Source organism: Paenibacillus sp. J5C2022 (assembly GCF_025567625.1).
Classification (GTDB): domain Bacteria; phylum Bacillota; class Bacilli; order Paenibacillales; family Paenibacillaceae; genus Pristimantibacillus.
In genome coordinates this window covers 72900-98522 of record NZ_JAOQJC010000013.1, presented here as the reverse complement: position 1 = coordinate 98522, position 25623 = coordinate 72900, and the positions used below count along the sequence as shown (strand labels likewise).

General features: G+C 53.6%; 19 protein-coding genes. 15 read left to right on the top strand and 4 right to left on the bottom strand.

Annotated features, from left to right (window positions below; translation table 11 throughout):
• Positions 1–3: 3 nt before the first annotated feature.
• Positions 4–1176, top strand: a complete 1173-nt coding sequence (locus M6D81_RS12945; RefSeq protein ID WP_262677319.1) for a M24 family metallopeptidase — start codon at positions 4–6, stop codon at positions 1174–1176.
• 177 nt (positions 1177–1353) lie between these two features.
• On the opposite strand, the gene M6D81_RS12940 is transcribed toward M6D81_RS12945, so the two are convergent.
• Positions 1354–1974, bottom strand: a complete 621-nt coding sequence (locus M6D81_RS12940; protein WP_262677318.1) for a 3'-5' exonuclease — start codon at positions 1972–1974, stop codon at positions 1354–1356.
• A gap of 366 nt (positions 1975–2340) precedes the next feature.
• On the opposite strand from M6D81_RS12940, the gene M6D81_RS12935 reads away from it, so the two are divergent.
• The 12 genes from M6D81_RS12935 (at position 2341) to M6D81_RS12880 (ending at position 18807) form a co-directional block, all read left to right on the top strand.
• Positions 2341–3444, top strand: coding sequence for an NAD(P)H-dependent flavin oxidoreductase (locus M6D81_RS12935; RefSeq protein ID WP_262677317.1), 1104 nt, complete (start codon positions 2341–2343; stop codon positions 3442–3444).
• A 236-nt stretch (positions 3445–3680) separates the two neighbouring features.
• The gene (locus tag M6D81_RS12930; protein WP_262677316.1) at positions 3681–4499 is read left to right on the top strand and encodes a dermokine domain-containing protein; all 819 of its coding nucleotides are present in this window, start codon (positions 3681–3683) and stop codon (positions 4497–4499) included.
• Positions 4500–5227: 728 nt separating this feature from the next.
• The gene (locus tag M6D81_RS12925) at positions 5228–6511 is read left to right on the top strand and encodes a DUF445 domain-containing protein (protein WP_262677315.1); all 1284 of its coding nucleotides are present in this window, start codon (positions 5228–5230) and stop codon (positions 6509–6511) included.
• Position 6512: 1 nt separating this feature from the next.
• Positions 6513–7856, top strand: a complete 1344-nt coding sequence (locus M6D81_RS12920) for a DUF445 domain-containing protein (protein WP_262677314.1) — start codon at positions 6513–6515, stop codon at positions 7854–7856.
• Between the two features lie 323 nt (positions 7857–8179).
• Positions 8180–9760: an MHYT domain-containing protein gene (locus tag M6D81_RS12915; protein ID WP_262677313.1), complete on the top strand. Its 1581-nt coding sequence runs from the start codon at positions 8180–8182 to the stop codon at positions 9758–9760.
• A 54-nt stretch (positions 9761–9814) separates the two neighbouring features.
• Positions 9815–12121, top strand: a complete 2307-nt coding sequence (locus M6D81_RS12910) for a hybrid sensor histidine kinase/response regulator (protein WP_262677312.1) — start codon at positions 9815–9817, stop codon at positions 12119–12121.
• Between the two features lie 3 nt (positions 12122–12124).
• Positions 12125–12514 carry a response regulator gene (locus tag M6D81_RS12905; protein WP_262677311.1) on the top strand — a complete coding sequence of 130 codons (390 nt, stop codon included), beginning with the start codon at positions 12125–12127 and terminating at the stop codon, positions 12512–12514.
• Between the two features lie 32 nt (positions 12515–12546).
• Positions 12547–13605 carry an HD domain-containing phosphohydrolase gene (locus tag M6D81_RS12900; protein WP_262677310.1) on the top strand — a complete coding sequence of 353 codons (1059 nt, stop codon included), beginning with the start codon at positions 12547–12549 and terminating at the stop codon, positions 13603–13605.
• A gap of 106 nt (positions 13606–13711) precedes the next feature.
• Positions 13712–15937 (top strand): right-handed parallel beta-helix repeat-containing protein, encoded by a 2226-nt coding sequence (locus tag M6D81_RS12895; protein WP_262677309.1) that lies wholly within the window; start codon positions 13712–13714, stop codon positions 15935–15937.
• 147 nt (positions 15938–16084) lie between these two features.
• The gene (locus M6D81_RS12890; protein WP_262677308.1) at positions 16085–16432 is read left to right on the top strand and encodes a hypothetical protein; all 348 of its coding nucleotides are present in this window, start codon (positions 16085–16087) and stop codon (positions 16430–16432) included.
• Between the two features lie 76 nt (positions 16433–16508).
• Entirely contained in the window at positions 16509–17447 is a 939-nt protein-coding gene (locus M6D81_RS12885; protein WP_262677307.1) for a VanW family protein, read from the top strand.
• Between the two features lie 151 nt (positions 17448–17598).
• Positions 17599–18807: a YecA family protein gene (locus tag M6D81_RS12880; protein ID WP_262677306.1), complete on the top strand. Its 1209-nt coding sequence runs from the start codon at positions 17599–17601 to the stop codon at positions 18805–18807.
• Between the two features lie 98 nt (positions 18808–18905).
• Here the strand turns inward: M6D81_RS12880 and M6D81_RS12875 are convergent, their stop codons facing one another.
• A complete protein-coding gene (locus tag M6D81_RS12875; protein ID WP_262677305.1) occupies positions 18906–19991 on the bottom strand; it encodes a Gfo/Idh/MocA family protein in 1086 nt (361 codons plus the stop codon).
• A gap of 138 nt (positions 19992–20129) precedes the next feature.
• Positions 20130–20906, bottom strand: coding sequence for a helix-turn-helix domain-containing protein (locus M6D81_RS12870; RefSeq protein WP_262677304.1), 777 nt, complete (start codon positions 20904–20906; stop codon positions 20130–20132).
• A 197-nt stretch (positions 20907–21103) separates the two neighbouring features.
• Between M6D81_RS12870 and M6D81_RS12865 the strand changes: the two genes are divergently transcribed.
• Positions 21104–23344, top strand: a complete 2241-nt coding sequence (locus M6D81_RS12865; RefSeq protein WP_262677303.1) for an FAD-dependent oxidoreductase — start codon at positions 21104–21106, stop codon at positions 23342–23344.
• A 6-nt stretch (positions 23345–23350) separates the two neighbouring features.
• On the opposite strand, the gene map is transcribed toward M6D81_RS12865, so the two are convergent.
• Positions 23351–24097: a type I methionyl aminopeptidase gene (gene map / locus M6D81_RS12860; protein WP_262677302.1), complete on the bottom strand. Its 747-nt coding sequence runs from the start codon at positions 24095–24097 to the stop codon at positions 23351–23353.
• Positions 24098–24264: 167 nt separating this feature from the next.
• Between map and M6D81_RS12855 the strand changes: the two genes are divergently transcribed.
• Positions 24265–25560 carry a class II aldolase/adducin family protein gene (locus M6D81_RS12855; RefSeq protein WP_262677301.1) on the top strand — a complete coding sequence of 432 codons (1296 nt, stop codon included), beginning with the start codon at positions 24265–24267 and terminating at the stop codon, positions 25558–25560.
• Positions 25561–25623: the final 63 nt, after the last annotated feature.

Sequence of the window (25623 nt, the reverse complement as noted above, 5' to 3'; positions counted from 1 at the left end):
AAAATGGCAGGAAGAGTGTATATACCGGATCATGAATATAAGGAAAGAATTCAGCGCGCGGCAAAGATTGTACAGCAGAAAGGATTGGACGCATTGGTCGTAAACTCCAACGAAGCGGATTATGCCAATGCGCGATACTTCAGCGGGTTCTGGCCATTGTTCGAGCGAGCGGGCGTGGTCATTACGGCTTCCGGCGAGGCCGCATTGCTTGTGGGACCGGAAAGCACGATATATGCGTCCGACTTCGGCAAAATCGACAAAATCTTCACACTGATGGAATATCGCGAGTCGGCTAATCCAAGCTATCCCGAGTTGAAGCCGAACACGTATAAGGATGTGTTCAGGGCGCTGGGCATAACCGGCTCCAAGCTGAAAATCGGCGTGGCCAGCCTGCTGGATACGACGGTCGTCATGATGGAAGGGCTGAAGAGCAACTTCCCTGAAGCGGAAATCACCGGTGCTGACGATATTATGGTGTCGCTGCGGAAGATCAAGTCAGCCAATGAGCTTGCTTGCTTGCGCGAAGGCTACCGCATCGCCGAGCTGGCTACGGAAGAGGTCATTCGCACGATTCGTCCGGGCGTGACAGAGACGCAAATGGTAGGTGTTGCCCAGCGTGTCATCTATGAGAACGGTGCCGAATACGAAGGGCTTCCGATGTATATTTTCAGCGAGAAATCGACTAGCCACGCCATATCTCGTTCCTCTCACCGGGTGATCAATAAGGGAGATATTGTGCAGCTGAACTTGTCGGCTAAGGTGGACGGTTATTCCGCTGCGGTCGGCTTGCCGATCAGCCTCGGGAAGCTGACTTCGGATCGCAGAGCGGTCATCGAGTTCGGGTTGAAGGCGCATGAGTGGACGCAGGCGAATTTGAAGGCAGGGGTTAACGCCAGCGATGTGGCCAAGGGCTTTATACAATATTATCAAGACAACGGCTATGAGGAAAATTACTTGTATGGACCTTGCCATGGCACCGGCATGATCGAAGTGGAAGCGCCATGGATGGAGACGTCGTCCAATTACCTGCTGGAGCCGAACATGACGTTTCAGATCGACACCTTCGTGACAACGCCATCCTTCGGCATCCGCTGGGAGAAGGGCGTGGTCATTACGCCGGAAGGCTGCGAGCTGATGTGCCAGCCGGTTGGGACGATTCACGAATTGGAGTTCTAGCAGCTAGGTCATTGCCGACATGAGGGTGATCATGCAGAGAGAGCAGACTCAGTAGTCAACAATAAACCGTCAGAGCATCGCGCTCTGACGGTTTATTTCGTATGTTAACCTGCTCCACCCCGTCAACCCATTCGAACTTTTGGAGTGACGCCCTGCTAGCGTGACGGATTCCTCGAATTACCGTGCGTACTTCAGCTGAATCGGCTCCAGTTCGGCGTGAGGCGGGCTCCAGCGCGGAGGTCCGTACTTGCTCAAGTAACCCAATTTGTTCAGATGCTGCTGCACAGGCGCTTCTTCATCGAGCTTGCGGAACAGCTCCCAGCAGGCGATGACGTCGTTCAACGCTCGATGTCCGCCAATTAACGGAATCTGGTAGCGGTCGCACATATCTTTCAGCGTATGGGGATAGGTATGCCGTTCCCTGCTAATCGTGAGCGTGTCAATGAAGGAATTAAGGAATGATCTGCCGGCCAGCCGCATGAGGGTATAATGCAGAAAGCCTAAGTCGAATCCGGCATTGTGCGCAATTAATATATGGTCGCCGATCATTCGGTTCAAAATGCGGAAAGCTGTGCCTTCATCCATTCCCCCGGCGGTCATTTCGTCTGTAATTCCGGTAAGCTCTGTAATTTTGGGAGACAGCTTGCCGTCAAATTGTACGAGCGTGCTGAATTCGCTCGCAATTTCCCCGTTGACGCAGCGAATGGCGGCTACTTCGATGACACGATCCTTCATGGGATCAAGTCCGCTCGTTTCGAAATCAATGACGGTATAGTTATTGGAGTAAAGTGTGCTCATTTTTTTCAACACCACATTTCATTATGTATTCGTCTCGTCGTTTCCGTGAGTTAAGTTTGTTATACGATAGATACTTATTCTACAAAAAGTGCCATATTCCTTGTTCCGGGCATACGAAAACACCCCGCCTGCCGGTTCTTAGCCGGTGACGGGGTGTTTTTTAAATGCCGACCGTATCAGTGGTTGTTGCCGGAGCCGTTGCTTTTTTTGTCGGATGATTTCGTTTGCGTATTTTTGACGGCATGTCCTTGTTGTTTGGCCATATTGCCATTCCCTCCTTCCCGGTAAACTGATTCATTAGTTTGAAGCAACGCCCCGCTTGATATACACTGAACACAGAAGATGGTGGATAAAGGAGTGTCGAAGATGTGGTCGGAATCATCCATTTGCAAGCTGCTGGGCATTCAATATCCGCTCATTCAAGCAGGCATGGCAGGCGGCGCGACGACGCCGGAGCTGGTGGCGGCAGTCTCCGAGGCGGGAGGCCTCGGTACGCTGGGAGCGGCATATATGAAGCCGGAGGCGATAAGAAGCGCTGTAAGGCGCATATCGGAATTGACGAAGCGGCCGTTCGCAGTTAACTTGTTCTCGGTGTCCATGCAGGACGATTGGAGGCGTCAGCGGGAAGCGGAGCGCGCACTGAACGCGGTAAGGGAACGAATTGGACTGAAGCCTGGATCAGAGGCGGATGGAGAGCTCAGGACGCTTCATACGCCGGACTGGTTCCGGGAACAGCTTACAGTCGTATTGGAAGAAAGCGTTCCGGTATTAAGCACAGCATTCGGCTTGTTGAACGAGGCAGACAGGGAGGCGCTGCAGCGAAGGGGCGTTCGATTCATCGCTATGGCGACAACGGTGAGGGAGGCTCTGGAAGCGGAGCGGAGAGGCGCTGACGTTATCGTGGCGCAGGGCAGCGATGCCGGAGGTCATCGGGGCACATTCCATCTGACCGATCATCCCGATGGCGCGCAAGTAGGGACGTTCTCGCTTGTCCCGCAAGTGGCGGATGCCGTACAGGTGCCTGTCGTCGCCGCAGGGGGCATCATGGACGGGCGCGGGCTAGCGGCGGCGATCATGCTGGGTGCGCAAGGCGTGCAGATGGGCACGGCGTTCCTCACCTGCCGGGAGTCGGGGGCGCATCCCGCTTATCAGCAAGCGATAACTGCCAGTAACGAGGAGAGTACAGTTATTACGAAAGTTTTCTCCGGAAGACCTGCTAGAGGGATCAGGAATACCTTCATCGATATGATGGACGAATCCGGGCACAAGCCGCTTCCATTCCCTAGCCAGAACACCTTAACCGGAGAAATTCGGCGTCATGCGGCAGAAATGAACGAGCCGGAATATATGTCTCTATGGGCGGGACAAGCAACCCGATTGTCCCGATCGGACAGGACCGCAGGGGAGCTTGTGCATTCGGTTATGAAGGAAGCGGAGCGATTGTTGAAGAGTCGAAAGCAAGATGCCTGAACTTGGTTAGATTGGTCCGCATCAAAGAACGAAAGCTGGTTTTGCGCGATCACTGCGCGGGTCGGCTTTATTTTTTTGCAAAAAAATAGCGGATAGATGCAATGAAAATGAAATATTGGAGATAGTAACAGGGAAGCAACAAGATTAGAAAGGGAAGGTGTGTAAACAAAATGATGGAGTCACATAAGTATGGTGAAAAAAGAAGTCGGAGACAATCCAAGCCTGGAATGCGAACAATGAAGCTGTTGGGACTCGCGGCAATGATGACAGCATTAATATTCAGCTTTCCAATGAAATCGCTGGCTGACGGAAATGATGCCCAGGGATCGGAAGCGTTCGTGAAAGCGACTGTAGGAAAAGAAGCGGGAGCAGCTGCGGGCGACGGTGTCGGAGGTAAAGGCGGTGGTACAGGTGGCGGAGCCGGAGATGGTGTAGGCGGTAAGGGAGCCGGGAAAGGCCAAGGCATTGGCGGAGAAGGCATGAAGGAAAAAGGGCGCATGGAACAAAAAGGCGGCCAAGGCGGCAATATGGGCAAGTCCGGCACAGGCAGCGAAGGCGGCAACATGGGCAAGTCCGGCACAGGCAATCAGGGCGGCAACATGGGAAAGTCCGGAGTAGGCAATGAAGGCGGCAACATGGGCAAGTCCGGAGTAGGCAATGAAGGCGGCAACATGGGCAAGTCCGGAGTAGGCAATGAAGGCGGCAACATGGGCAAGTCCGGCGTAGGCAATGAAGGCGGCAACATGGGCAAGTCCGGCACAGGCAATCAGGGCGGAAACATGGGCAAGTCCGGCACAGGCAATCAGGGCGGAAACATGGGCAAGTCGGGCGTAGGCAATGAAGGCGGCAACATGGGCAAGTCCGGAGTAGGCAATGAAGGTGGCAACATGGGCAAGTCGGGCGCGGGCAAACAGGGCGGTAAAATGGGCAAGTCCGGCGCAGGCAATGAAGGTGGCAACATGGGCAAGTCCGGCGCAGGCAAACAGGGCGGTAAAATGGGCAAGTCCGGCAGCAAAGGCGGTAAAATGAAACCGCACGGAAAAGGCAGCCGCTGATCTTCAAATTTATTAAATGCACAAGGATGCACAAGGAAACAGACCAGGCAAACGATCGCCTGGTCTGTTTTTTTGCATACCGGCTTGAACGCTCAAATGTGGCGCTCGAAATGATCACATAGACTCGGAATAGTAGAGTAAAGTGTGCGCAATCGCTCACTTTGGTCACATAGCCCCGCCAAGCGTGCCTTGTACCGAGTAGTAACGAAAAATCGTACAAAGTGGGGCCAGGGAGTAGCTGAAGGGGCGAGGTTGTACGAAAAATCGTACAAAGTAGCGCAAACAAGCACCCAAATGTGGGAGATTGTACGAAAAATCGTACAAACGCACCAGCTTGAGCACCCAAATGTGGGAGATTGTACGAAAAATCGTACAAAGCAGTACAAACATGGCCCCAAACGCTGAGGGTTGTACGAAAAATCGTACAAACGCACCAGTTTGAGCACCCAAATTGTGGCAGGTTGTACGAAAAATCGTACAAAGTGGGCCAGGGAGTAGCTGAAGGGGCGAGGTTGTACGAAAAATCGTACAAAGTAGCGCAAACAAGCACCCAAATGTGGCAGATTGTACGAAAAATCGTACAAAGTGGGGCCAGGGAGTAGCTGAAGGGGCGAGGTTGTACAAAAAATCGTACAAACGCACCGACGCAAGGCCGCAAAAAGTGGATGGGTGCGAGGAAAAAGGTTACACTATCACTATGCCACTCTAGCAACGAATGGAGAATGCAGATGAAGAAGCAAAAGATACGGGCGGGAGCGAACATTACGCTGATATTGTCAGCGGCAGGCATATTGGCGGCCTTTCCGTTCCAGCATACGTTCGCGGGCGGGCTGCTGTTTGCCGCTTTTAGCGCCGCGACGATCGGGGGGCTTGCAGATACCTTTGCGATTAACGCATTGTTCGGAGATCCTTTGAAAGTAAGATGGCCAAAATGGATGGGCACTCATATTATTGCTAGAAATCGTGAGCGGTTAATAGATGAGCTGGTTGATATGGTGGAGAACGAGCTTCTGACCGTTGACGCTATAAAAGAACATTTGCAATCGCACAATTTGGCGGAGGTTGTCGCACAGTATTTGCTTCGACATGGCGGCTCGGTCAACGTCAAGGAAATTGCAGAGAAGCTGCTTGGGGAACTGCTTGAGCGTACGGACGCAGCCAAGCTGGCAAGAAGCATAGAGCGCTTCCTCTCCCAGCACGGCGATGCGCTGCAGCTGTCCGATATGCTGGCGGATATCGGAGATTGGTCTATTCGCAATGGATACGATGACAAGACGTTGTCATTCCTGTTCAGGCAGCTCGCCAAGATTGCCGCCACGCCCCAATTGAAAGACATAATCGGGCAATTCGTCCATTCCGCCATTAAAGCATACGAAGGCGACAAGTTCAGACGGAGACTGGTGGATTTCACAGCCGGATTGAATGCGGATGCCATTAGCGAAAAAGCGCAAATCTGGATTGTCACTTTGCTGGAAGGGATGGCTGACGAGAATCACCCGCAGCGAATCAAGCTGAAGGAGCGATTTATCGAAACCGTAAAACGACTAAAAGAAGATGAAGAGCTGCGATTGCGTGTGAAAGGGACGAAGCGGAGGCTGATGGATGCAGTCTGGCCGCATATCTCGCTGCAGCCCTACCTGTCACGTACGTTCGACCGTTTCCGAGAAGCGCTTGCGCATGAAGACGAAGCGGATGAGGGAGCCTTCAGCGTAAAGGTATGGCTGCGCCGACAATTGGATGCGGCGATGGATCAGTTGAAGGATACGGAACGGTTGGAGCGGCTGGATGCGGGACTGAAGTCGGCCGTCGTGACATTGCTGGAGCAATCCCATGCCGCAATCGGGCGAACCGTCAGAAGCAAGCTGAATACATACACCAATGAAGATCTCATCGAGCTGGTGAAGGAGAAGGCGGGTCACGACCTTCAATTTATCCGGTTGAACGGTATTGTAGTCGGCGCACTAGTCGGTTCCTTCCTGTATATGCTTACGTTCTGGATCGGAGGGGTGTAGAATGTCCATGCGACGAAAAGCGAACTTGAGTCTGGCCGTACTGGCTGCCGCATTCGCAGCCGCGGCCATCTGCCTCTATTATTATCCTGGTCAGTGGTGGTCCCGGATGCTGCTGTATACGGCGGAAGCGGGGCTCGTTGGCGCATTGGCGGATTTGTTCGCCGTGACAGTGCTATTCCGACATCCATTGGGATGGAAATGGGTGCCGCATACCGCAATTGTTCCGAAAAATCGGGATAAGCTGGTTGACGGCGTCGTTCATATGGTGGAAGAACAGTTGCTCAGCAAAGGGATGCTAAGGGATAAACTGAGTCGCATCCGCATCGTGGAGACGGCAATCACGCTCATTGACCGTACAGCGGGAAAAAGAGCGGTTGCCGAGCTTGGCTGGAAGCTGATCATTACGTGGCTTAAGGGAACGGATACGGACAAGCTGTCCGTCAAACTGGACGCTTATGCCCGTAAAGGACTGCAATGGCTTCATCTCGCACCTTATGCCGGAGCGGCGTTGAAATGGGTGCTTGACAAAGGTTATATGCAAAAGTGGCTGGATGGCATCGTGGATTATGCGGCTGCCCGGACAGAAGGAGACGATGTCAAGCATGCCATCGTCACTATGCTTCGCAAGGAAAAGGACAAATTCGTCAATGAGGGGGGCTCCATTGCCCGCTGGTTCAAGCAGAAGCTGTTCGATCTGGCTGAAGCTTCCGACGCAGTCAATCTGGAGGAGGCGGCCGATACGTTGCACCGGGATTTGCGCTCCTTCATCGAAGATATGCGCATGCAGGACCATGAGCTTCGCATCTATCTCCAGCATAAGCTGTATGAGCTGGCCGATACGCTGGAATCCAATGCGGACGTCTCCATCGCGGTCGATCATTGGAAGCGGAGCCTGCTGGAAGAGATCTCCTTCCAGCCGTCCATCGCTGCGCTTATGCAGTCGATTGTCCAAATGTTGACGACTGACAGCGGCGTAAAGTACATCGTGCACGATAGCAGTCAAGAGCGCTTAAGCCATGAGGCTGTGAAGATCTGGGTTACCCGGCTGCTTACCGCCTATTGGAATTGGTTCAAGCAGGATGAAGCGACAAAATCGCTGCTGGAGCGGCATTTGCAGCATTTTCTGTCTCGTATCATCGAAAGCGAGCATGCGGTAATCGGCGAGATCGTCAGGCATACGCTTGACCAGTTCACCGAAGAGCGCCTCGTCCAATTTATTGAAGGGAAAGTGGAGACCGATTTGCAGCGTATCCGCTTGAACGGCGCATTGATCGGCGCATTGGTCGGCGCTCTGCTGTTTGCCTTTCTGCACGGCGTATACGCGCCGCTTCTGGCGCTGCTGTAATCGGAATGAGATATCGTCATTGTCAATCCCGGCCTGTACATCAGGCCGGGATTGGTGCGTGAAAGGACATGTATGGAGGCTCTTCCGAACCCTATTTTATTCATGAATTTGGAAATCGGGCTGCCGCTAGGAAGGAACAAATGCAACAAATGTCGAATGATGTAGAACATACGATTTAAACGAAGATGTAGAACATGCAATTCAAACGGACATGAACGGCAAAGCTTCGACGCGATCTTGAATGGAAAATAAAGGAGCCGGGACAATTCTGGCGACATAGAAGGACGGATTTCATTAGTTCGGAGTAGAGTGGAGTGAGAGTCATGGACCAAGGTCATATGCACATACATGGGACTTACGATTCATTATTGGTCCTCTTCTCGTATGTCGTAGCAGTCGTCGCTTCCTATACCGTATTGGATATGGTGGGCAAAATTAGCGAGACGAAAGGGCGGAACCGACTGCTCTGGCTGCTGTTCGGCGCATCGGCGATGGGGATGGGCATATGGTCGATGCACTTCGTGGGCATGCTGGCGTTCAAGCTGCCTGTTCCGGTGGCGTATGACTTCATGTACATCCTGCTCTCCGTAATTGCCGCGCTTGTCGCTTCCTTCATTGCTCTGCGAATTGTAAGCGGAAGCACGCTGACGATTCGCAGCCTCCTGCTTGCAGGGGTGCTGCTGGCATGCGGCATATCCGCCATGCATTACATCGGCATGGCTGCCATGCAGATTCACATTACCTACGATCGATTCTGGTTCACGGCATCAATCGTGATCGCCTTGGCGGCATCTATTGCCGCGCTGTGGCTAGCGCTCTATTTCCGCAAGGGAGGAGCGGGAGGCGGACGGTGGAAGAAACTGGGGAGCGGTCTTGTGATGGGATTCGCGATCGTCGGCATGCATTATACAGGCATGTGGGCGGCGAATTTTCACTTGGGGGACTATAACGTGTCCTCTTCCAGCATCATGCTGGAGAGGGAATTGCTCGCATACCTGATTGCGGGTGGAACGCTGCTCACTCTCGGCTTGTCCTTGCTGAGCATCGTCATAACGCGCAGAATGTCGTATAAGGATTCCGAGATCGAGGAGAAGACCGCCCAGATCTACGCGCAGAATGAGCAGCTGAGCAAGCTGAATGAACATCTGGAGGAGCTGGTTATCGAGCGGACCGCCCAGCTGGAAAGCGCAAGGGATGAAGCTGTCCGGGCCAATCAATTCAAGAGTCAGTTCCTGGCCAATATGAGTCACGAGCTCCGCACTCCGCTCAATGCGATTATCGGATACAGTGAGATGCTGATGGAAGAGGCGGAGGAGATGAAGGTGTCCGAATACGTGGAAGACTTGGCGAAGATCAGATATTCGGGCAAGCATCTGCTCGCATTAATCAACGACATTCTGGATATATCCAAAATCGAAGCGGGCAAAATGGAGCTCTACATCGAAGCTTGCAGTCTGAAGGATATCGTGGAGGATGTATTGACGACAATCAAGCCGCTAGCGGAGAGCAGCGGCAATGAGCTGCGGTGGAATGTCGCGGAAGATGGAAAACTGACGACCGATTGTATGAAGCTTAAGCAGATTCTTGTCAATCTGCTAAGCAATGCGAATAAATTTACCGAAAGGGGCACCATTGAGCTGCACATACGCAGCGAATCACGAGGCAATCGCAGCGGTTATTGCTTCCAAGTGAAGGACACCGGAATAGGAATGACGGCCAGGCAGCTGGAGAAGCTGTTCCAGCCGTTCACGCAAGCAGACGCTTCGACGACTCGCAAATACGGGGGGACCGGTCTCGGTCTTGCTATTAGCCACAGCTTCAGCGGTATGCTGGGGGGAGAGCTGGACGTGGATAGCGAGATTGGAAACGGCACGACGTTTACATGCTGGATTCCGAATGCATAAAGTCTATCAAGTCATTATGTTAGCCTGCTTCATCAGGCTGGATAGGAGATTAAGATGTTAACTGAGCTTAAAGATATGAAATATGCATTATCCGCACTGGAAGCATCCTCGATTATTTCCATAACGGATGATCGCGGCAATATCCTTTATGTAAACGAACTGTTCTGTGAAATCTCGCAATACGACAAGACGGAGCTGATCGGCCAACCCCATTCCATCGTAAGCGCGGCATTTCATCCGCATGAGCTCTTCCAGCAGATGTGGCGAACGATCGGCGAAGGACGGGTATGGAAGGGCGAGCTTAAAAACAAGGCGAAGGACGGCAGTGTGTATTGGGTGAATGTGACCATTGTCCCGTTCGTCAACGATGCCGGCATCATCTATCAGCACGTTGCCTTCGGCACGGATATTACAGCCAGGAAAGAGAATGAATCAAAGCTCCACCATACGATGGAAAACTTGAACGATATCGAAAATGCGCTTGACGAATCTTCCATTGTAGCCATTACCGATGACAAGGGAGTCATTACGTACGTCAACGATAAATTTTGTGAAATATCCAAATACGGACGCGAGGAACTGCTCGGGAAGACGCATCGCGTCATAAATTCCGGCTATCATCCCAAAACATTCTTCAAAACGATGTGGGACACTATTCGATCGGGGAACGTGTGGCGCGGGGAAGTGAAAAATCGGGCGAAGGACGGCAGTGAATATTGGATGAATACGACGATTGTGCCCTTCCTTGACGAAAAAGGCAAGCCGCATCACTTCATCTCCATCCGTACGGATATTACGGATCGGGTGCGGGCGGAAGCGGCGCTCGCGGAACGGACGAAGCAGCTTGGCCGCGCGAGGGACGAAGCGATAAAGGCGAACATGATCAAGAGCCAGTTCCTTGCGAACATGAGTCATGAGCTGCGTACGCCGCTCAATGCGATTATCGGATACAGCGAGATGCTGATGGAGGATGCCGCGGAGCTGAGCGATCCCGCCTTCGCTGAGGATTTGGCCAAGATCGGACATGCCGGCAGACATTTGCTCGCCTTGATTAATGACATTCTTGATATTTCCAAGATTGAAGCGGGCAAGATGGAGGTATTCTACGAGCCCTGCAGCCTGCACAGTCTGGTGGAAGATGTGGAGGCGACGATCGCGCCGCTTGCGTTGCAGAACGGGAATAAGCTGATACTTCATCCGATAGATGGCGAGATATGGACCGATATTACGAAGATGCGGCAAATTCTGCTTAACCTGCTCAGCAACGCCAACAAGTTCACAAAAGGCGGAGAGGTGGAGCTGAAGATCGAACCCGAGGACAGAACAGGCCAGGACGGGTATAGCTTCAAGGTAAAGGATTCTGGAATCGGCATGACGAGCGAGCAATTGAGCAAGCTGTTCCGGCCGTTCTTCCAAGGGGATTCCAGCACAACCCGGCAATTCGGCGGCACCGGACTCGGCCTTGCTATCAGCCGCAGCTTCTGCGAGCTTCTGGGCGGCGACATCGCGGTGGAGAGCGAGCCTGAAGCGGGGAGCTTGTTCACGTGTTGGCTGCCTGCCAAACCCCGGCAAAATATGAAAGAGCGGATATGGGAACACGGCGATATCGATATTGCCGTTCAGGGCGATGAATCCGTCCGCATATTGCTTATAGACGACGAACCGTCGAATGAGCAGCTGTTGCGTCATTACTTGAGCAGCGAAGGCTGGCAGCTGTCCTTCGCCGATAGCGGCGAGGAGGGGCTTCGATTGTCCCGAGAGCTGCAGCCGCATGTCATTCTGCTGGACATTCTCATGCCTGCGATGGACGGGTGGAGCGTGCTGTCCAGGCTGAAGACTGATCCGGTGTTAAGCGGCATCCCGGTTATTATCGTATCGATGACCGATGACAAGAAGCAGGGCTTCTCGCTCGGCGCCTCCGAGTTCATCACGAAGCCCGTGGACAGGGCGCAACTGGTCGCCACGATCGACCGCTATATCCCGAACCGCAATGCGCAGCGGGTGCTGGTCATAGAAGACGATGCGACGACGAATGAAATGATGGCCAAGCTGTTGCAGAAGGAAGGCTATCAGGTCAGTCAATCTTATAACGGCAGGAATGCGATTGCGTATATGCAGACGGAAGTGCCGGGATTGATCTTGCTGGACCTGATGATGCCCGAGATGGACGGATTTCAATTCCTGGCGGAGCTGCGCAAGCGGGACGCCTGGCGAACCATACCTGTTATTGTCATCACAGCCAAGACGATCACGGTACAGGAGAGATTGAGATTGAACGGTTATGTGAAGGGAGTCATGCAGAAGGGGTCGTTCGATCATAAATCCCTGCTGGCCGAAATACATCAATTGATTGGAGAATAAGCGATGTGTGCGACGATATTGTTGGTGGAAGATCACGAGATGAATCGGGATATGCTGAAGAGGCGGCTATGCCGAAGGGGATTTAACGTCTTGACTGCGGTTGACGGACAGGAAGGCATCGAAACAGCTGAGCTTAAGCGGCCGGATATTATTCTAATGGATATGAGTCTGCCCGTCATGGACGGATGGGAGGCGACCAAGCGGCTGAAGAGCAAGGAGGAGACGAAGCGGATTCCCGTTATCGCCCTTACCGCTCATGCGATGGCCGAGGATGCGGCTAAGGCTTATGACGCAGGCTGTGATGATTTCGATACGAAGCCCGTCGATTTCGAGCGGTTGCTCGGGAAGATACAGAAGGCGCAGGAAGCGTTGAGGAATGCGTGTCTGGAATAGATATTCATCGTAATAAGGAGTGTAGTATTGCTATGGGGAAGGAAACGGACGGCATGGAGCTTGCCGCCCCTCTAACGGATGCCAGAATATTAATGATCGACGATCAAGAATACAATATCAGTCTGCTGGAGAGGATGCTGAGGCGAGCTTCCTTCCATCGGCTGAGCAGCACGACCGATTCGTTGCAGGCCGAACGTCTGCTTCTGGAGTTCGATCCGGATATCGTCCTGTTGGATATGCATATGCCGGGAATGGACGGGATGGGAGTACTGGAGAAGATCCGTCACATGACGGGAGACAAGCATTATCTCCCTGTGCTGATGCTGACTGCGGACGTTACGGCAGCCACGAAGCAGGCCGCGTTGCAGGCTGGAGCGAACGATTTTCTGACGAAGCCGCTTGACCGGACCGAAGTTATTCTCCGTATGAGCAATTTGCTCAAAACGAGATTTCTGCACAAGCAGCTGCAGCATTATAGTGAAACGCTTGAAGCGAAGGTGGCGGAGCGGACGAAGGAACTGGAGCGGGCGAAGCTGGAAATACTGGATTTGCTGGGCCGCACATCGGAGTATCGCGACGATATGACAGGTCAGCATACGCAGCGGGTAGGGCGGTTGTCGGAGCTGATCGCGCTTGAGCTGGGGTTGCCGCAAGAGCATGCGGCAATGATTGCGAAGGCTGCGCCGTTGCACGACATCGGCAAGATCGGCATATCGGACCAGCTGCTGCTTAAGCCGGGACGCTATGAGCCCCATGAATTCGAAGCGATGAGGAAGCACACGATTATCGGAGCGGATATATTGGAAGGCAGCAGCTTCGATGTGTTGAAGATGGCCAGCATAATCGCCCGATGGCATCATGAGAAGTGGGACGGAAGCGGTTATCCCGATGGACTTGCCGGCGAGCGTATTCCGATAGAAGCGAGGATAGTGGCGCTTGCCGATTTCTATGACGCGCTCACTCACGACCGTCCTTACAAACGCGCTTGGACTGCTGAAGAAGCGCTTGGCGAAGTTAAGCGTCAAAGCGGCAAACATTTTGACCCTGACATAGCGGAAGTGTTCGTCACATTAATTGAACGGGATTTGTAGCAGATCCCGTTCAATCTCTGTTCAAATGTTCTTTATAGAGAATATCTTGTGTGTTATAGTGAAAGGAAGTGTAGTCGGTGTACAAGCGTAAATAGAGAGTGGAAGGATGATGGAAACCGTGATGAAGGTGCTGATTAATCTGTTATGGATGATGCAGTTGGCCATGTGGCCGCAGATGCTTGCATCCGGCAAGGAGATGAGCGTGAAACCGCTAAGTTTTACAGCGGCCATTCAGCAAGGGCTGGCGGCGCTAGGCGCAAGCGAGCCGCATGGCATCGGCGAGCCGAGAGGGGCGGCGAATGCAAGGTGGCAAGGCACGCCTCAACAGATCGATATCGGGAAATGGGGGATCAAGAACGACGGGACCTCTCCGAAGGAGACGACAAGCGGTTTGAACAAGGCTTTGCAATGGGCTCATTCGACCGGAATTGCTGCAGTCACACTGCCTCCGGGGAACTACTTAATCGATAAGGACAGTCATATTGAAATGGTATCCGATATCGTATTCCAGCTGCCGGACGATGCCGTGCTGCTGAAGGAGACGAACGGCAAGGAAAATTATGAGATCATGGTTGTCGGCTTCGGGGTGAGCAATGTCACTATTCGCGGAGGCGTCTATCGCGGTGACAAGGACACGCACGATTATTCCGGCAAGGATCATCCTCATTCCGCAGGAACGCATGAGGGCGGACACGGCATAGCGCTTAGAGGAGCCAACGCCGTTACGATCGAAGGCGTGAAGGCGGAGCAATTTACGGGAGATGGATTATTTATTACCGGCACCGGCACACTGACGAAGGATTTGTACGAGAACCATTTCATCACCGGCGGAATAGACGGCAACGGGAAGCCGGTCGAAGCCGCCGGCAAAATAAGAACAAAAGAGCCTGTCAGCCTGGAGCATGACATATTCAAGCAGCAAGGCGTGTTCGAGCTGTCCAATGCGCAGCAGTTGAACCGATCCTATGACATCTATTTCTACAACGGGGCCGGCAAGCTGCTGGAGAAGCTGACGGACAAGAAGGTAAGGGATATTATGACGATCCCCGACGGAGCGAGCTCCTTCCATCTCGTATTCAACCAACCGGGTTACAAGAAGGCTTATATCGAGGTATGGAACCGGGTCGTCAGCAGCGATGTGGTTGTGAAGGATTCCGAGTTCGCCTATAACCGAAGACAGGGCATATCCGTCGTAGGCGGGGACGGGATATTGATCGTGAACAACGAACTGCATCATATGAAAGGAACGATGCCGCAATCCGGCATAGATCTGGAAGGCGGCTTCGGAGAGAACGGCCATCGCAACAGCAATATTATGATCAGAAGCAACCAATTTCACAACAATGCTTCCTACGATCTGATTCTGTACGACGGCAGAGACGCTCTGGTGGAGAATAATTATATGGGCTCCAAGGGTGCGATCGGACTTGCAGTGTCCGAGCCGTTCACCGGCGCGCTTATACGGAACAATCATTTCGATGGAACGCGCATTATCGCCTACCACGATGTTGTGTTCAAGGACAACCGGCTGAATGACGGCTATACGACCTTGACGGGGCCCAACATTGTCATTGACGGCATGTCATTGACGAATGCGACCTTGTCTATCGGCGCCTCCGAGCCGTTCGGCGTGCGGGCGTCTGATGTGAACATCCGCATCACGAACCCGGAGGTGGAAGCCGGGCTGTCGCTGTGGGGCAAGCGTATTCGACTCGACCGCGTCACGATAGAAGGGGTGCCCAAGCTGCGCTCCGTGCAAGGCGGCATTGAACCCGGCAGCATCATCAACGATCTGCGGGTCGTCGGCTATAATCCCAAATACGGGTTGGCCTTGCCGCCAGCGACCTACAATCGCTGCTATTTCGAAGGTGCGGAAGGAGACAGCTTCGGCTCGGCCGGCATCAGCGGCGAAGGCAAATACCTGTTCAGCGATTGCACATTCGTCTCGAACAAGACTGCAGGCGCCAATGTGGCGGCCGGCCATGCGAATCTGGACTTGACGATTAAAAATTCCACGTTCCGGCTGAACGGCAATACCAGTGCCATAACGATAGATGCGGCCAAGCAGCTGTCGTTGTTGAACAACTCCATCATTGCCGAGTCGCTTACTTCCGACAAAGTAGAGCTGATCAGGCTGAACAATTATTGGCACCGCGAGGAGCCGCACGACATTCTGCAGGCTACGATAACCGGCAATATACTGGAGACGAATATCGACGCAGTCGGCATCTCGACCATGTACGCGGGCAAGGATGCGCCTCCTTATATCGTGAAGGACAACGAGCTTGGAATCGCCAAGCTGCAGGTCAAGGACAACGATTTGACGGAATGAATCCTCGCGTCAAGAGAAGAGAAGCTGAATCCCTTTCTCACTTGGCAGAAGCGGAAGTCCTCACAGTGCAATCCGGCACGGTCCGTCCTGTCTCCTAATTTCGTCTGTCCCCGCATACATATGTTGATGAAGGGGAGGCGAAGCGATATGAAGGAGCAGATCAGCCGGTATTATCAATTGAAGAACAAGCAGAAGGAAATCGAAGACGAAATGTCGGCTTTGAAGGAGCAAATCATGTCTTATTGCGCGGAGCAAGACGTGCGGGAGGCGTCCTTAGGCAGCTATAAGGTCAGGCTTGTGCTGCAGGAACGCAGGGAGTATGACGACGCCAAGCTGTACGATGCTCTTCCGGATAAGGAGATATGGCGCTTGCTGTCGCGGGCGGATTCCGCCAAGATCGCAAGCTTGCTTAAGCTGAACGTGTTATCGGAGCAGCAGTTGGAGCATACTTACGACACGAAAGAAGTGACGAGACTGCTCGTGGACAGAAAGTAAATGGCGCTGCAGGCATGTCTATCCTGAATTTTGCACATACTAATCCAGTTACTTTGTGCTGGGGAGTTGATGAAAGATGGGATGGAAGCTGCTGTTGTCGCTTCTGCTGCTTGCGCAAGGGATGCCGGCGCGGCAAGCGGAGCCGCTCGACATACGGCATGAGGGCAGTACGCTGCTTAAGGTGAACGAAGAGGAAATGGTGTACCCGATGAGCGGCGTCCCGATTATGCTGGAGGAGCGGATGGAGAAGCTGATGAATGAGGTCGCACATAAGGTAGAGATTCCTCCCGTCAATGCGGCGTTGAACAGCGCCGGAGGGATCATACCGGAACGGACGGGCATCATGCTGGATAAGAGAACTTTTCAAGAGTTGATATACGGCTATGTCTATGAAGGCGATCTAACCGCGATCGATGTGCCGACCAGAGTGGTCTATCCCAGAGTGGACAGCGAGGTGCTGTCCGCTATAAAAGTACGGCGAATTGGACATTACTCCACTTACTTCAACAGCCGTAATCAGAATCGCTCTCATAATATTGATCTGGCAGCGAGTGCTGTCAATAATGTCGTCGTATTTCCAGGCGAACGATTCTCCTTCAATGCCGTTGTCGGGAAGCGAACGAAGGAGAAGGGTTATCGGAAGGCGCCGGTCATCGTGCGCGGCGAATTGTACGAGGATATCGGCGGAGGGATATGTCAGGTGTCGTCAACACTGTTCAACGCGGCCGATCGGGCCGGCTTGACGATTGTCGAGCGGTACTCCCATAGCCGGAGAGTACCTTATGTCCCGGCCGGACGAGACGCGACCGTGAGCTGGTACGGGCCTGACTTCGTCTTCGAGAATCCGTACAATCAACCGATTCTGATTCGAACGTTCTACGGGCACGGACAGGTCAGTATTGCGATATGTTCGTCCGAGCTGGTTGAGCTTCAGCCAAGACAAGTGCCCAGTGCCTCCAGACGGCTGCCGGAGGAAGTCAAAGTGGATGAAGCGAACGCCCGCAACATCCAATAGTGAAGCGTTCCTGTCTCGGCAGGGACGCTTTCTTGTTGGAGTTGTCCCCATTCCTTCGGGGATTCGACACGCGATAGCGCAAGTTGTGTTATAATGAGGGACGGTTATAGGAAGACAGATATGTACGGTGTGAAAGGGGAACGCAATCAGGATGTTGGCATTACACGAAGAGAAGGCTCATGCGTGGCTTGAGGAACAAGCGGCATTGGCGAGCAAGCTGAAGGAGATGAGGGGGGATAGTGAGGACAGCAAGCGATGGCGCGCCATCGAAGCGACGTTAGCCTTGCAGGAAGGCTTATCCAGACTTACAAAGGATGAACTGACCGTCATCCGCACGTACTACAAGATTGAGAATACGAGCAGGCTCAATAAGCCCGCTCTGGTAGATATAATTGCCCAGACGATCGTCGAGAGGCTCTCGGAAGTTCTTCACACACTGACACAGGAGCAGTATCAGCTGCTGCAAGCGTTGGTCCGGAACGGGGGGCATGCGGAGCTGGAGTTGGATTGGGAGGGCGAGCTTGATCTTCTATTGCTTCGCGGGCTGCTATTTACAGGGAAGCGGAACGGAACAAAGTCCGTCGTGGCGCCTCAGGAGGTGCTGGAGGCGTTCAATAAGCTCGATGAAGCGGCATATGAAGCGGTCATTCACCGCAACTCGGAATGGATCAGGCTGGCCAGAGGCATGCTGCACTACTACGGGACTTTGGAAGTTTCCACGCTGTACGAGCTATTGAGCCGATTGGAGGGGCAGCATCTGGCATTGGAACAGTTTACTGCTGTGCTGGCGGATGAGATAGCGTCGTTTGACGGGATTAAGCTGAATGAAGCCGGCCTGTCCAATGAGCGGGTATTCGACTCAAGAAGAGTACTGAATGAGCATAAGCTGAGAGAATCCGTTCCCTTCCATTCCTTCACTAGGGAAGAGTTGCTGGAAGCGGGGGAACCGGGCTTCGTAGATCGGAACGCCAGCTACCGCGCGTTCGTCAGCCAACTGGTCCGGCAATACGGACTAAGTGCCGAGGAAGCTGACGAATTGGCGGAAGAATGCGTTTATGCGACCCGTATCGGGGAGCCCATGCCGAACATTGCCCATTATCTGGGCTATCAGTTCGATATGGAGTCCGGCGATCCGGTGCCGCTGATCGAGAAGCTGGTGGCGCTAATGAACGGTACGAGGCAATGGTTCTTGAAGGGATATGCTTCCGATCAATTGACGGATAGCGGCAGCCGTTACAACGGTCCGCTGCTTGTGAACGGCGGCGGCAAGCAACAGTTGGCTTCCGCCAAGAAAGTAGGTCGGAATGAGCCGTGTCCGTGCGGCAGCGGCAAGAAATACAAGAAGTGCTGCGCCAAATAACAGCAAGGGGTGTCGCTAACGAGGTTTTCCTCATTAGCGACACCCCTTTGCGCTTCTATGCGCCGTTAATCAATGGGAAGCACCCCCGGCTCAAGGAGCTACAGATCGGATGGCAGATCGATATCTACTTCCTTGTTGATGGCGGATGAGCGAAGAATGCCGTCAATAATGGCTTGATTGTACAGAATTTCTTCTGCAGGAATCGGCGCAGGCGCATCTTCCCGGATCGCCCGCACGAAATCTTTCACTTTCTCTTCGAATACGTTCAGACTGTGTTGTATACGCGGTATTGGGGTATGCGTATTCTGCCCCATCATATCATGGAACAGCGTCATGCTGCCGACCTGACCGTCCCACACGCCCGACCACGGTCCTTCGCCGTAAGGCGTCACCTTCAAGCCGGCGTCGGTGCCAAGGAACATCGATGCGCCGAGTGTATCCATATGCATCGCCCACGAGATTTTGAACTGCAGGACGATGCCCCCTTCCAGACGGATGAAGGCCGAGCCGAAGTCCTCGACATCGAAGCGGGACGCTTCCGAATGGTAGGCCGGATTGCTTCCGAAGTAATTGGACGTCGTCGCGGATACGGTAAGCGGCTTGGGATATCCCAGCGCATGCAGCGCAAAGTCAAGCGAGTAGCAGCCGATGTCCGCCATGGCGCCCGCACCGGCCAGCTCCTTGCGAATGAAGGTGCCTCCCGGCATGCCGCGGCGTCTGCCGCCTCCCACTTCTACATAGTACACTTTCCCCAGCTTGCCGCCTTGCACAACCTCGCGAATCAGCTTCGTATTGGGGTCGTAGCGTGGCTGGAAGCCGATCGACAGCATAAGCCCCGTATCCTTCGACACTTGCACCATATGCACAGCTTCTTCTAATGTGACGGACATCGGCTTCTCCAGGAGTACTTTCTTGCCGGCCTGAAGCGCATCGATCGTCGTTCCGTAATGAGAGACGTTAGGCGTACAGATGCTTACGCCATCCAGCTCCAATTCCAGCAGCTTGCGGTGATCCTCGAACGCCGCAGCTTCATGCAGACCGGCTTCGTCCAGGAACTGACGCGCCTTCCCGGGCACGATGTCCGCAGCTGCGACGATTTCAACATTTTCCATCGCTTGATAGGCTCTCAGGTGACCGGCTGCGATACCTCCGCTTCCGATGATGCCTACTCGAATTTTTTTCATATGTGGTCAACTCCTACTATCAGGCTATTGTTTCCCTTCATTCTAACATTCCGCTATTGGGCATCATAGTGCATCATTGCGACACGATTAGCCGGCTTCTCGTGCCAGATGTCGTTAATACGTACAGGACGGGGCGGCTTACAGGCGGTACAAGCTCCTGTACGTGGATGGATTCTTGCCGATCTCCCTGGTGAACAGCCTGCTCAAATAAAAGCCGTTCTCGTAGCCGCATGCCGAAGCGATCGCATCGATCGTCCAATCTGTCTCCGTCAGCAACCGGCACGCATGCTTCAAGCGGAGCTCCGTTATGTAAGCAAGCGGCTTCATCTGGAAGGCGCGATGAAACCGGCGGCTGCATTGAACGGGCGACAGATGGAAGCGATCTGCAATGTCCTTCAGCATTAACGGCTTCAGTGCATGCTCCGTTAAATACTCCCTTACTTCGGCTATGACGGGATCGTCGACGATAGCGATCGGAGAAGCTGCTTGGGGCAGTGCCGCTCGCTCCCGTCTTATTAGAAGCCATAAGTCCGCCAGCAAGTGCGAGCGTATCTGCAGGCCAAGTGCGGAGGTGTCCCGCGCAGCTTCACGGAGCTGTGCCAGGTTGTCCCATAACCGGCGCCGTTCCTTCTGCAGGCGCACTCTTCCCGCAGGCAGCGGCTCTTGCCCGACGTATTGGAAAGCGAGGAAATGAAACGTGACGGCAGCAGTCACTTCGCGGTGGAAGGTGGAATGGGGCGGACACAGAATCAGGTCGCCTGCTTCGGCAATTCCTTCGTGAATGTCTATCCGATAACGAAATGCTCCGCTCTCTACGGCGAACATGACCCAATTGTCATAGCGGTCGGCGGCGAGCTGGAACTGCTCCTTGTATGGCCAGAAGTAGGAATAGTCCAGCTTCGGCATATGCTCCATACTCTCGCCTCCCATCGAAAAAATAGATATACAGCTTATTATACATGATTACAATAATTGAAATATAGGTTATTTCCACTAATGGAGTTGGATAGTGCAATGAAATTTTGGATATAGATTCGTCTATTTTAGATATTCTCCCACACGCCCGCAGCTTGCTATGATTGGGGTAAATTCATGACAGGATGTGAATGCTCATGCGTTACGAGACAGTAGAATCGGATATTACCGTTATCGGAGGAGGGCTTGCCGGTGTATGCGCAGCCGTTGCCGCCGCCCGGCTTGGGAGCAAGGTCGCACTCATTCAAAACCGTCCAGTGTTGGGCGGGAATTCCAGCAGCGAAGTTCGGGTATGGGTATGCGGCGCAACGGCGCACGGCGTCCATCGCAATGCCAGAGAGACGGGGATTATGGGAGAACTGTTCGTCGAGAATCAGTACCGCAACCCGGAAGGCAATCCCTACTATTGGGACTTGGTCGTATTGGAGAAGGTGAAAGCGGAGCCCAATATCCGGCTGTTCCTGAATACGGATGTGCATGAAGTGGAGGCGGAGGGAGACGAGGACAATCGCCGTATCCGCTCCGTGACGGGATGGATGATGGCATCCGAGCGGAAAATAACTTTCCGCAGCGAGCAATATATCGACTGTACGGGGGATGGGCTGGTAGGCTTCCTGGCGGGAGCCAAGTACCGGATCGGACGGGAGGCGCGCCATGAATACAATGAAGCCTGGGCTCCCGAGGTCGGGGACGATATTACACTCGGCAGCACGATCCTGTTCTATAGCCGGGATGAAGGCAGACCGGTGAAATATGTGCCTCCCAGCTTCGCGAAGGATATCGCGCAGACGTCCATACCGATCCGGAGAGTCATTCGAAGCGGCGATTCCGGCTGCCATTACTGGTGGATCGAATGGGGCGGGGAACACGATACCGTGCACGACAATGAGAAAATAAGGGATGAGCTGTGGTCCGTCATATACGGCATCTGGGATTATATTAAAAATTCGGGGCAGTTCGATGCCGGCAATATGACGCTGGAGTGGGTCGGCGCGGTGCCCGGGAAGCGGGAATATCGCCGCTTTACAGGCGACTACGTGTTGAATCAGAATGATATTCTGGCACAGCGCGAATTCCATGACCGGGTTGCCTTCGGAGGCTGGTCGATCGATCTTCATCCTCCGGGAGGCATGTATGCGGAAGAGAGCGGATCGAAGCACCTTCATACGAACGGCATCTATCATATCCCGTTCCGCTCGCTCTATTCCGTCAATGTGTCCAATATGCTGATGGCGGGGCGCAATATAAGCGCATCCCATGTCGCCTTCGGAACGACGCGCGTCATGGCGACATGCGCCGTAATCGGTGAAGCGGCAGGGACGGGGGCGGCGCTGTGTGTCAAGCGCGGGGTATCGCCGCGCGTGATCGCCGAGCGGCATATGGAAGAGCTGCAGCAGACGCTGCTTCGCCAGGACGCCGCAGTTGTAGGCATTGCCGGCAACGACAGCAACGACATGGCGCGTAACGCGAAGCTGGAGGCATCCAGCTGGACGCGGGGGATTGCGGTGGAGAAGTCAGACGAGCGGCAGCTGCTGGAGCATGACTTCGGCATTGTCTTTCCCGTGAACCATATGACTGAAGTGGAGCTGCTCCTGGATATCGCCAAGCCGACAACTGTCGAAGTGGAGCTATGGTCGACCGAACGCGGTGAGAATTACGTCCCGCATATACGGCTTGCACATGCCTCTGAAGCCGTGGAGCCGGGGAAGAAGCAGTGGGTGTCGTTCCAGCTTGGGCTTGATGCCGAGAGCGTTCGCAACGCATTCCTTATTGTGAAGAGCAATCCGCACGTCGCGCTGCACTTGTCGCACAAGCCGATGACCGGCGTGCTCAGTTTCTTCCATACAGGCGCTGCTCGTGCGGCAGCCGCCCTGGAGGAGCATGATTTCAATCAGTTGACAGTGCAATGGAACGCAAGGAAGCATATTCGCAAGCCGGCATGCTTGCGCGTGCACGGCGAATGCAACGCGTATGCGCCTGGCATTATTATAGACGGCTATAAGCGTCCGTTCGGCGGCCCGCATATGTGGGTATCCGAAGAGAGCGGAGGGGAAGAGTGGTTAATGCTGAGCTGGGAGCAGACGAAGACGGTGTCGGAGATTGCCATCACCTTCAACGACGATGTAGACGAGGACCTGATCAACCTGCATCATCACCGCACTCCGTTCGACACCATACCAGAGCTTGTCAAGGACTATCGTTTGGAAGCGCTGGTCGACGGCCAGTGGAGTCTCTTGCTGCGTGTAACGGATAACCGGTTCAGACATCGTGTTCATCGGCTGCAGCAAGAGACGAAGACTAGCGCGATCAGGCTGGTCATGGAGAGCACGAACGGCTGTCCGCGCTATGAGGTCGTCGAGGTGCGGGTATATGAATAGAGTGCTTTAAGAGGCGGCCGTCACGATAATCGGCTGATCTCTCGTAATGATGATCGTATGCTCGAATTGGGCAGCCAAGCTGTCGGATGGCAGACGAAGAGTCCAGCCGTCCGGCTGTTCGATGACGTAATCCGCACCGGTGGAGAAGAACGGCTCGATCGCAATGACCATGCCTTCCTTCAGCTTGCGCTTGTCATGCTTGTTGTAGGTGGGCGGAATATTAGGGTATTCATGGATCGCTCTGCCTACGCCATGGCTGCACAAGTTCTCAATTACGTTGTAGCCGTTCTTAGCGGCCGATGCTTCCATCATACGACCGATCTCGCTTATTTTCACGCCATGCTTAAGCGTGCCGATAATGGCCATCAACGCATGCCGCGTATGGCTGCATAGGCGGGATACTTCCGGGCTGAAAGGCGGAAGCTGGAACGATTGGCCGGAATCGGCGATATAGCCGTCTTTCTCCGCGCATACGTCAACGTTGATCAAATCGCCGGGCTGAAGCTTATAGTTCCCGGGAATGCCGTGTGCGATGTCTCGATTGACGCTGATGCAGGCATGGCCGGGGAAGCGAAAGGATTTCCTGGGCGCCGATTTAGCACCGTATTTCTCCAGATAACGAGCGCCAATGTCGTCGAGCTCCAGCGTCGTCATGCCGGCTTTGGCGCTCTTTTTCATTTCCTCTATCGCCATCGCCACAATGTTGCCAATCTCCATCAAACCTAATAGATCCGCTTGCGATTGTATCGTCATGGTTTCTCTCCTTCTTGCAGATTAATACTGTATGCTTATAGTTTAACATATTCGCCGGATCGGATTCCCTATGACATGTGATATAAATCTCACTTCTTCCGTTATGAATCGGTTATAATGAACAAACATAAACAATCATAAACGGAAGAAAGTAGAGGTATAAAACCATGAAAACAGAAATACTGCCCCCCGCTGACCAGTTGCTGCTGTATATGAACCGTATTTATGAATACGGCATGACGACGACTTCCGGAGGCAATATCTCCATCCTTGACGACAATGGGGACATCTGGATTACCCCTGCAGGCGTGGACAAAGGAACGTTGTCGAGCAGGGATATGGTATGCGTCAAAGCGAATGGAGACGTGCAAGGGGTACATCGGCCATCCAGCGAATTGCCCTTCCATCGTCTCATCTATGCGGCTCGCCCGGATCTGAAAGCGATTGTTCACGCTCATCCGCCGGCTCTGGTGGCCTTCAGCATCGTACGCCAAGTGCCGGATACGCGATTGCTTCCTTACGAGCGTCAAATATGCGGACCTATCGGCATGGCGCCGTATGCGCTGCCAGGCAGTGAGGAATTGGGCAAAAATATTGCGGATGTGTTCAGGCAAGGCATTCAGTCGGTCATGCTGGAAAATCACGGCGTTGTGGTCGGTGCCGAGGATTTGTTCCAGGCGTTCCAACGTTTCGAAACACTGGACTTCTGCGCAAGACTGGAGATCGAGGCAAGACGGATCGGTAAGCCGAAGCTGTTGACAGACGGGGATTATGAGACGATGCGCAATAAAACGGGCGATTGCATTGAGACGTTCCGGCGCGAGGGTATGACCACCTACGAGAAGGAATGCCGCCGTGAGCTATGCAGACTCGTTCATCGGGCGTACAAGCAAAAGCTGTTCACCAGCACACAAGGCACGTTCTCCTGCAGAGTGGAGGGGAACGACTTCCTGATCACCCCGTACGGTGCGGATCGGAAGTATGTGCAGCCCGAAGATATGGTGCTGGTCAGGGACGGGAAGGCGGAGGAGGGCAAAATGCCAAGCAAGTCCTTGCCGCTTCATCGATTCATCTATGAGAAGCAGCCTCATGTGAATGCTGTCCTGATCGCCCATCCTCCCCATATTATGGCTTTTGCCGTAACGGATACGCTGTTCGACTCGCGTACGATTCCGGAAAGCTATATTTTGCTGAGGAGTACACCTAAGCTGGACTTTGATGCCGTCTATCAGGACCCCGCTCGGACTTCGGAGACATTCACGCCTTCCACGCCGATCGCGATCGTGAACAATAATTGTGTCATCGTGGCGGGAAGGAGTCTGCTGGAAGCCTTCGACCGGCTGGAGGTGGCCGAATACAGCGCCAAATCCGTACTTGCGGCAACAGCGCTTGGCGATATCGTTCACATCGACGGGGAAAGAATTAAAGAGCTGGAGGTAGCGTTCAAGCTGGATAGCCAATAACGGCATATGCCGCAGCCCATTTCCAGGGATGATGGAGATGGGCTATTTTCAATGCGAGCATCG

Excerpts from the sequence above, each read along its gene's own strand:
- M6D81_RS12855 (WP_262677301.1), top strand. The coding sequence starts at position 24,265 with ATGAAAACAGAAATACTGCCCCCCGCTGACCAGTTGCTGCTGTATATG.
- M6D81_RS12885 (WP_262677307.1), top strand. The coding sequence starts at position 16,509 with ATGGGATGGAAGCTGCTGTTGTCGCTTCTGCTGCTTGCGCAAGGGATG.
- M6D81_RS12905 (WP_262677311.1), top strand. The coding sequence starts at position 12,125 with ATGTGTGCGACGATATTGTTGGTGGAAGATCACGAGATGAATCGGGAT.
- M6D81_RS12865 (WP_262677303.1), top strand. The coding sequence starts at position 21,104 with ATGCGTTACGAGACAGTAGAATCGGATATTACCGTTATCGGAGGAGGG.
- M6D81_RS12925 (WP_262677315.1), top strand. The coding sequence starts at position 5,228 with ATGAAGAAGCAAAAGATACGGGCGGGAGCGAACATTACGCTGATATTG.
- M6D81_RS12910 (WP_262677312.1), top strand. The coding sequence starts at position 9,815 with ATGTTAACTGAGCTTAAAGATATGAAATATGCATTATCCGCACTGGAA.
- M6D81_RS12945 (WP_262677319.1), top strand. The coding sequence starts at position 4 with ATGGCAGGAAGAGTGTATATACCGGATCATGAATATAAGGAAAGAATT.
- M6D81_RS12870 (WP_262677304.1), bottom strand. The coding sequence starts at position 20,906 with ATGGAGCATATGCCGAAGCTGGACTATTCCTACTTCTGGCCATACAAG.
- M6D81_RS12880 (WP_262677306.1), top strand. The coding sequence starts at position 17,599 with ATGTTGGCATTACACGAAGAGAAGGCTCATGCGTGGCTTGAGGAACAA.
- M6D81_RS12920 (WP_262677314.1), top strand. The coding sequence starts at position 6,513 with ATGTCCATGCGACGAAAAGCGAACTTGAGTCTGGCCGTACTGGCTGCC.
- M6D81_RS12900 (WP_262677310.1), top strand. The coding sequence starts at position 12,547 with ATGGGGAAGGAAACGGACGGCATGGAGCTTGCCGCCCCTCTAACGGAT.
- M6D81_RS12890 (WP_262677308.1), top strand. The coding sequence starts at position 16,085 with ATGAAGGAGCAGATCAGCCGGTATTATCAATTGAAGAACAAGCAGAAG.
- M6D81_RS12895 (WP_262677309.1), top strand. The coding sequence starts at position 13,712 with ATGATGGAAACCGTGATGAAGGTGCTGATTAATCTGTTATGGATGATG.
- M6D81_RS12940 (WP_262677318.1), bottom strand. The coding sequence starts at position 1,974 with ATGAGCACACTTTACTCCAATAACTATACCGTCATTGATTTCGAAACG.
- M6D81_RS12935 (WP_262677317.1), top strand. The coding sequence starts at position 2,341 with ATGTGGTCGGAATCATCCATTTGCAAGCTGCTGGGCATTCAATATCCG.
- M6D81_RS12875 (WP_262677305.1), bottom strand. The coding sequence starts at position 19,991 with ATGAAAAAAATTCGAGTAGGCATCATCGGAAGCGGAGGTATCGCAGCC.
- map (WP_262677302.1), bottom strand. The coding sequence starts at position 24,097 with ATGACGATACAATCGCAAGCGGATCTATTAGGTTTGATGGAGATTGGC.
- M6D81_RS12930 (WP_262677316.1), top strand. The coding sequence starts at position 3,681 with ATGAAGCTGTTGGGACTCGCGGCAATGATGACAGCATTAATATTCAGC.
- M6D81_RS12915 (WP_262677313.1), top strand. The coding sequence starts at position 8,180 with ATGGACCAAGGTCATATGCACATACATGGGACTTACGATTCATTATTG.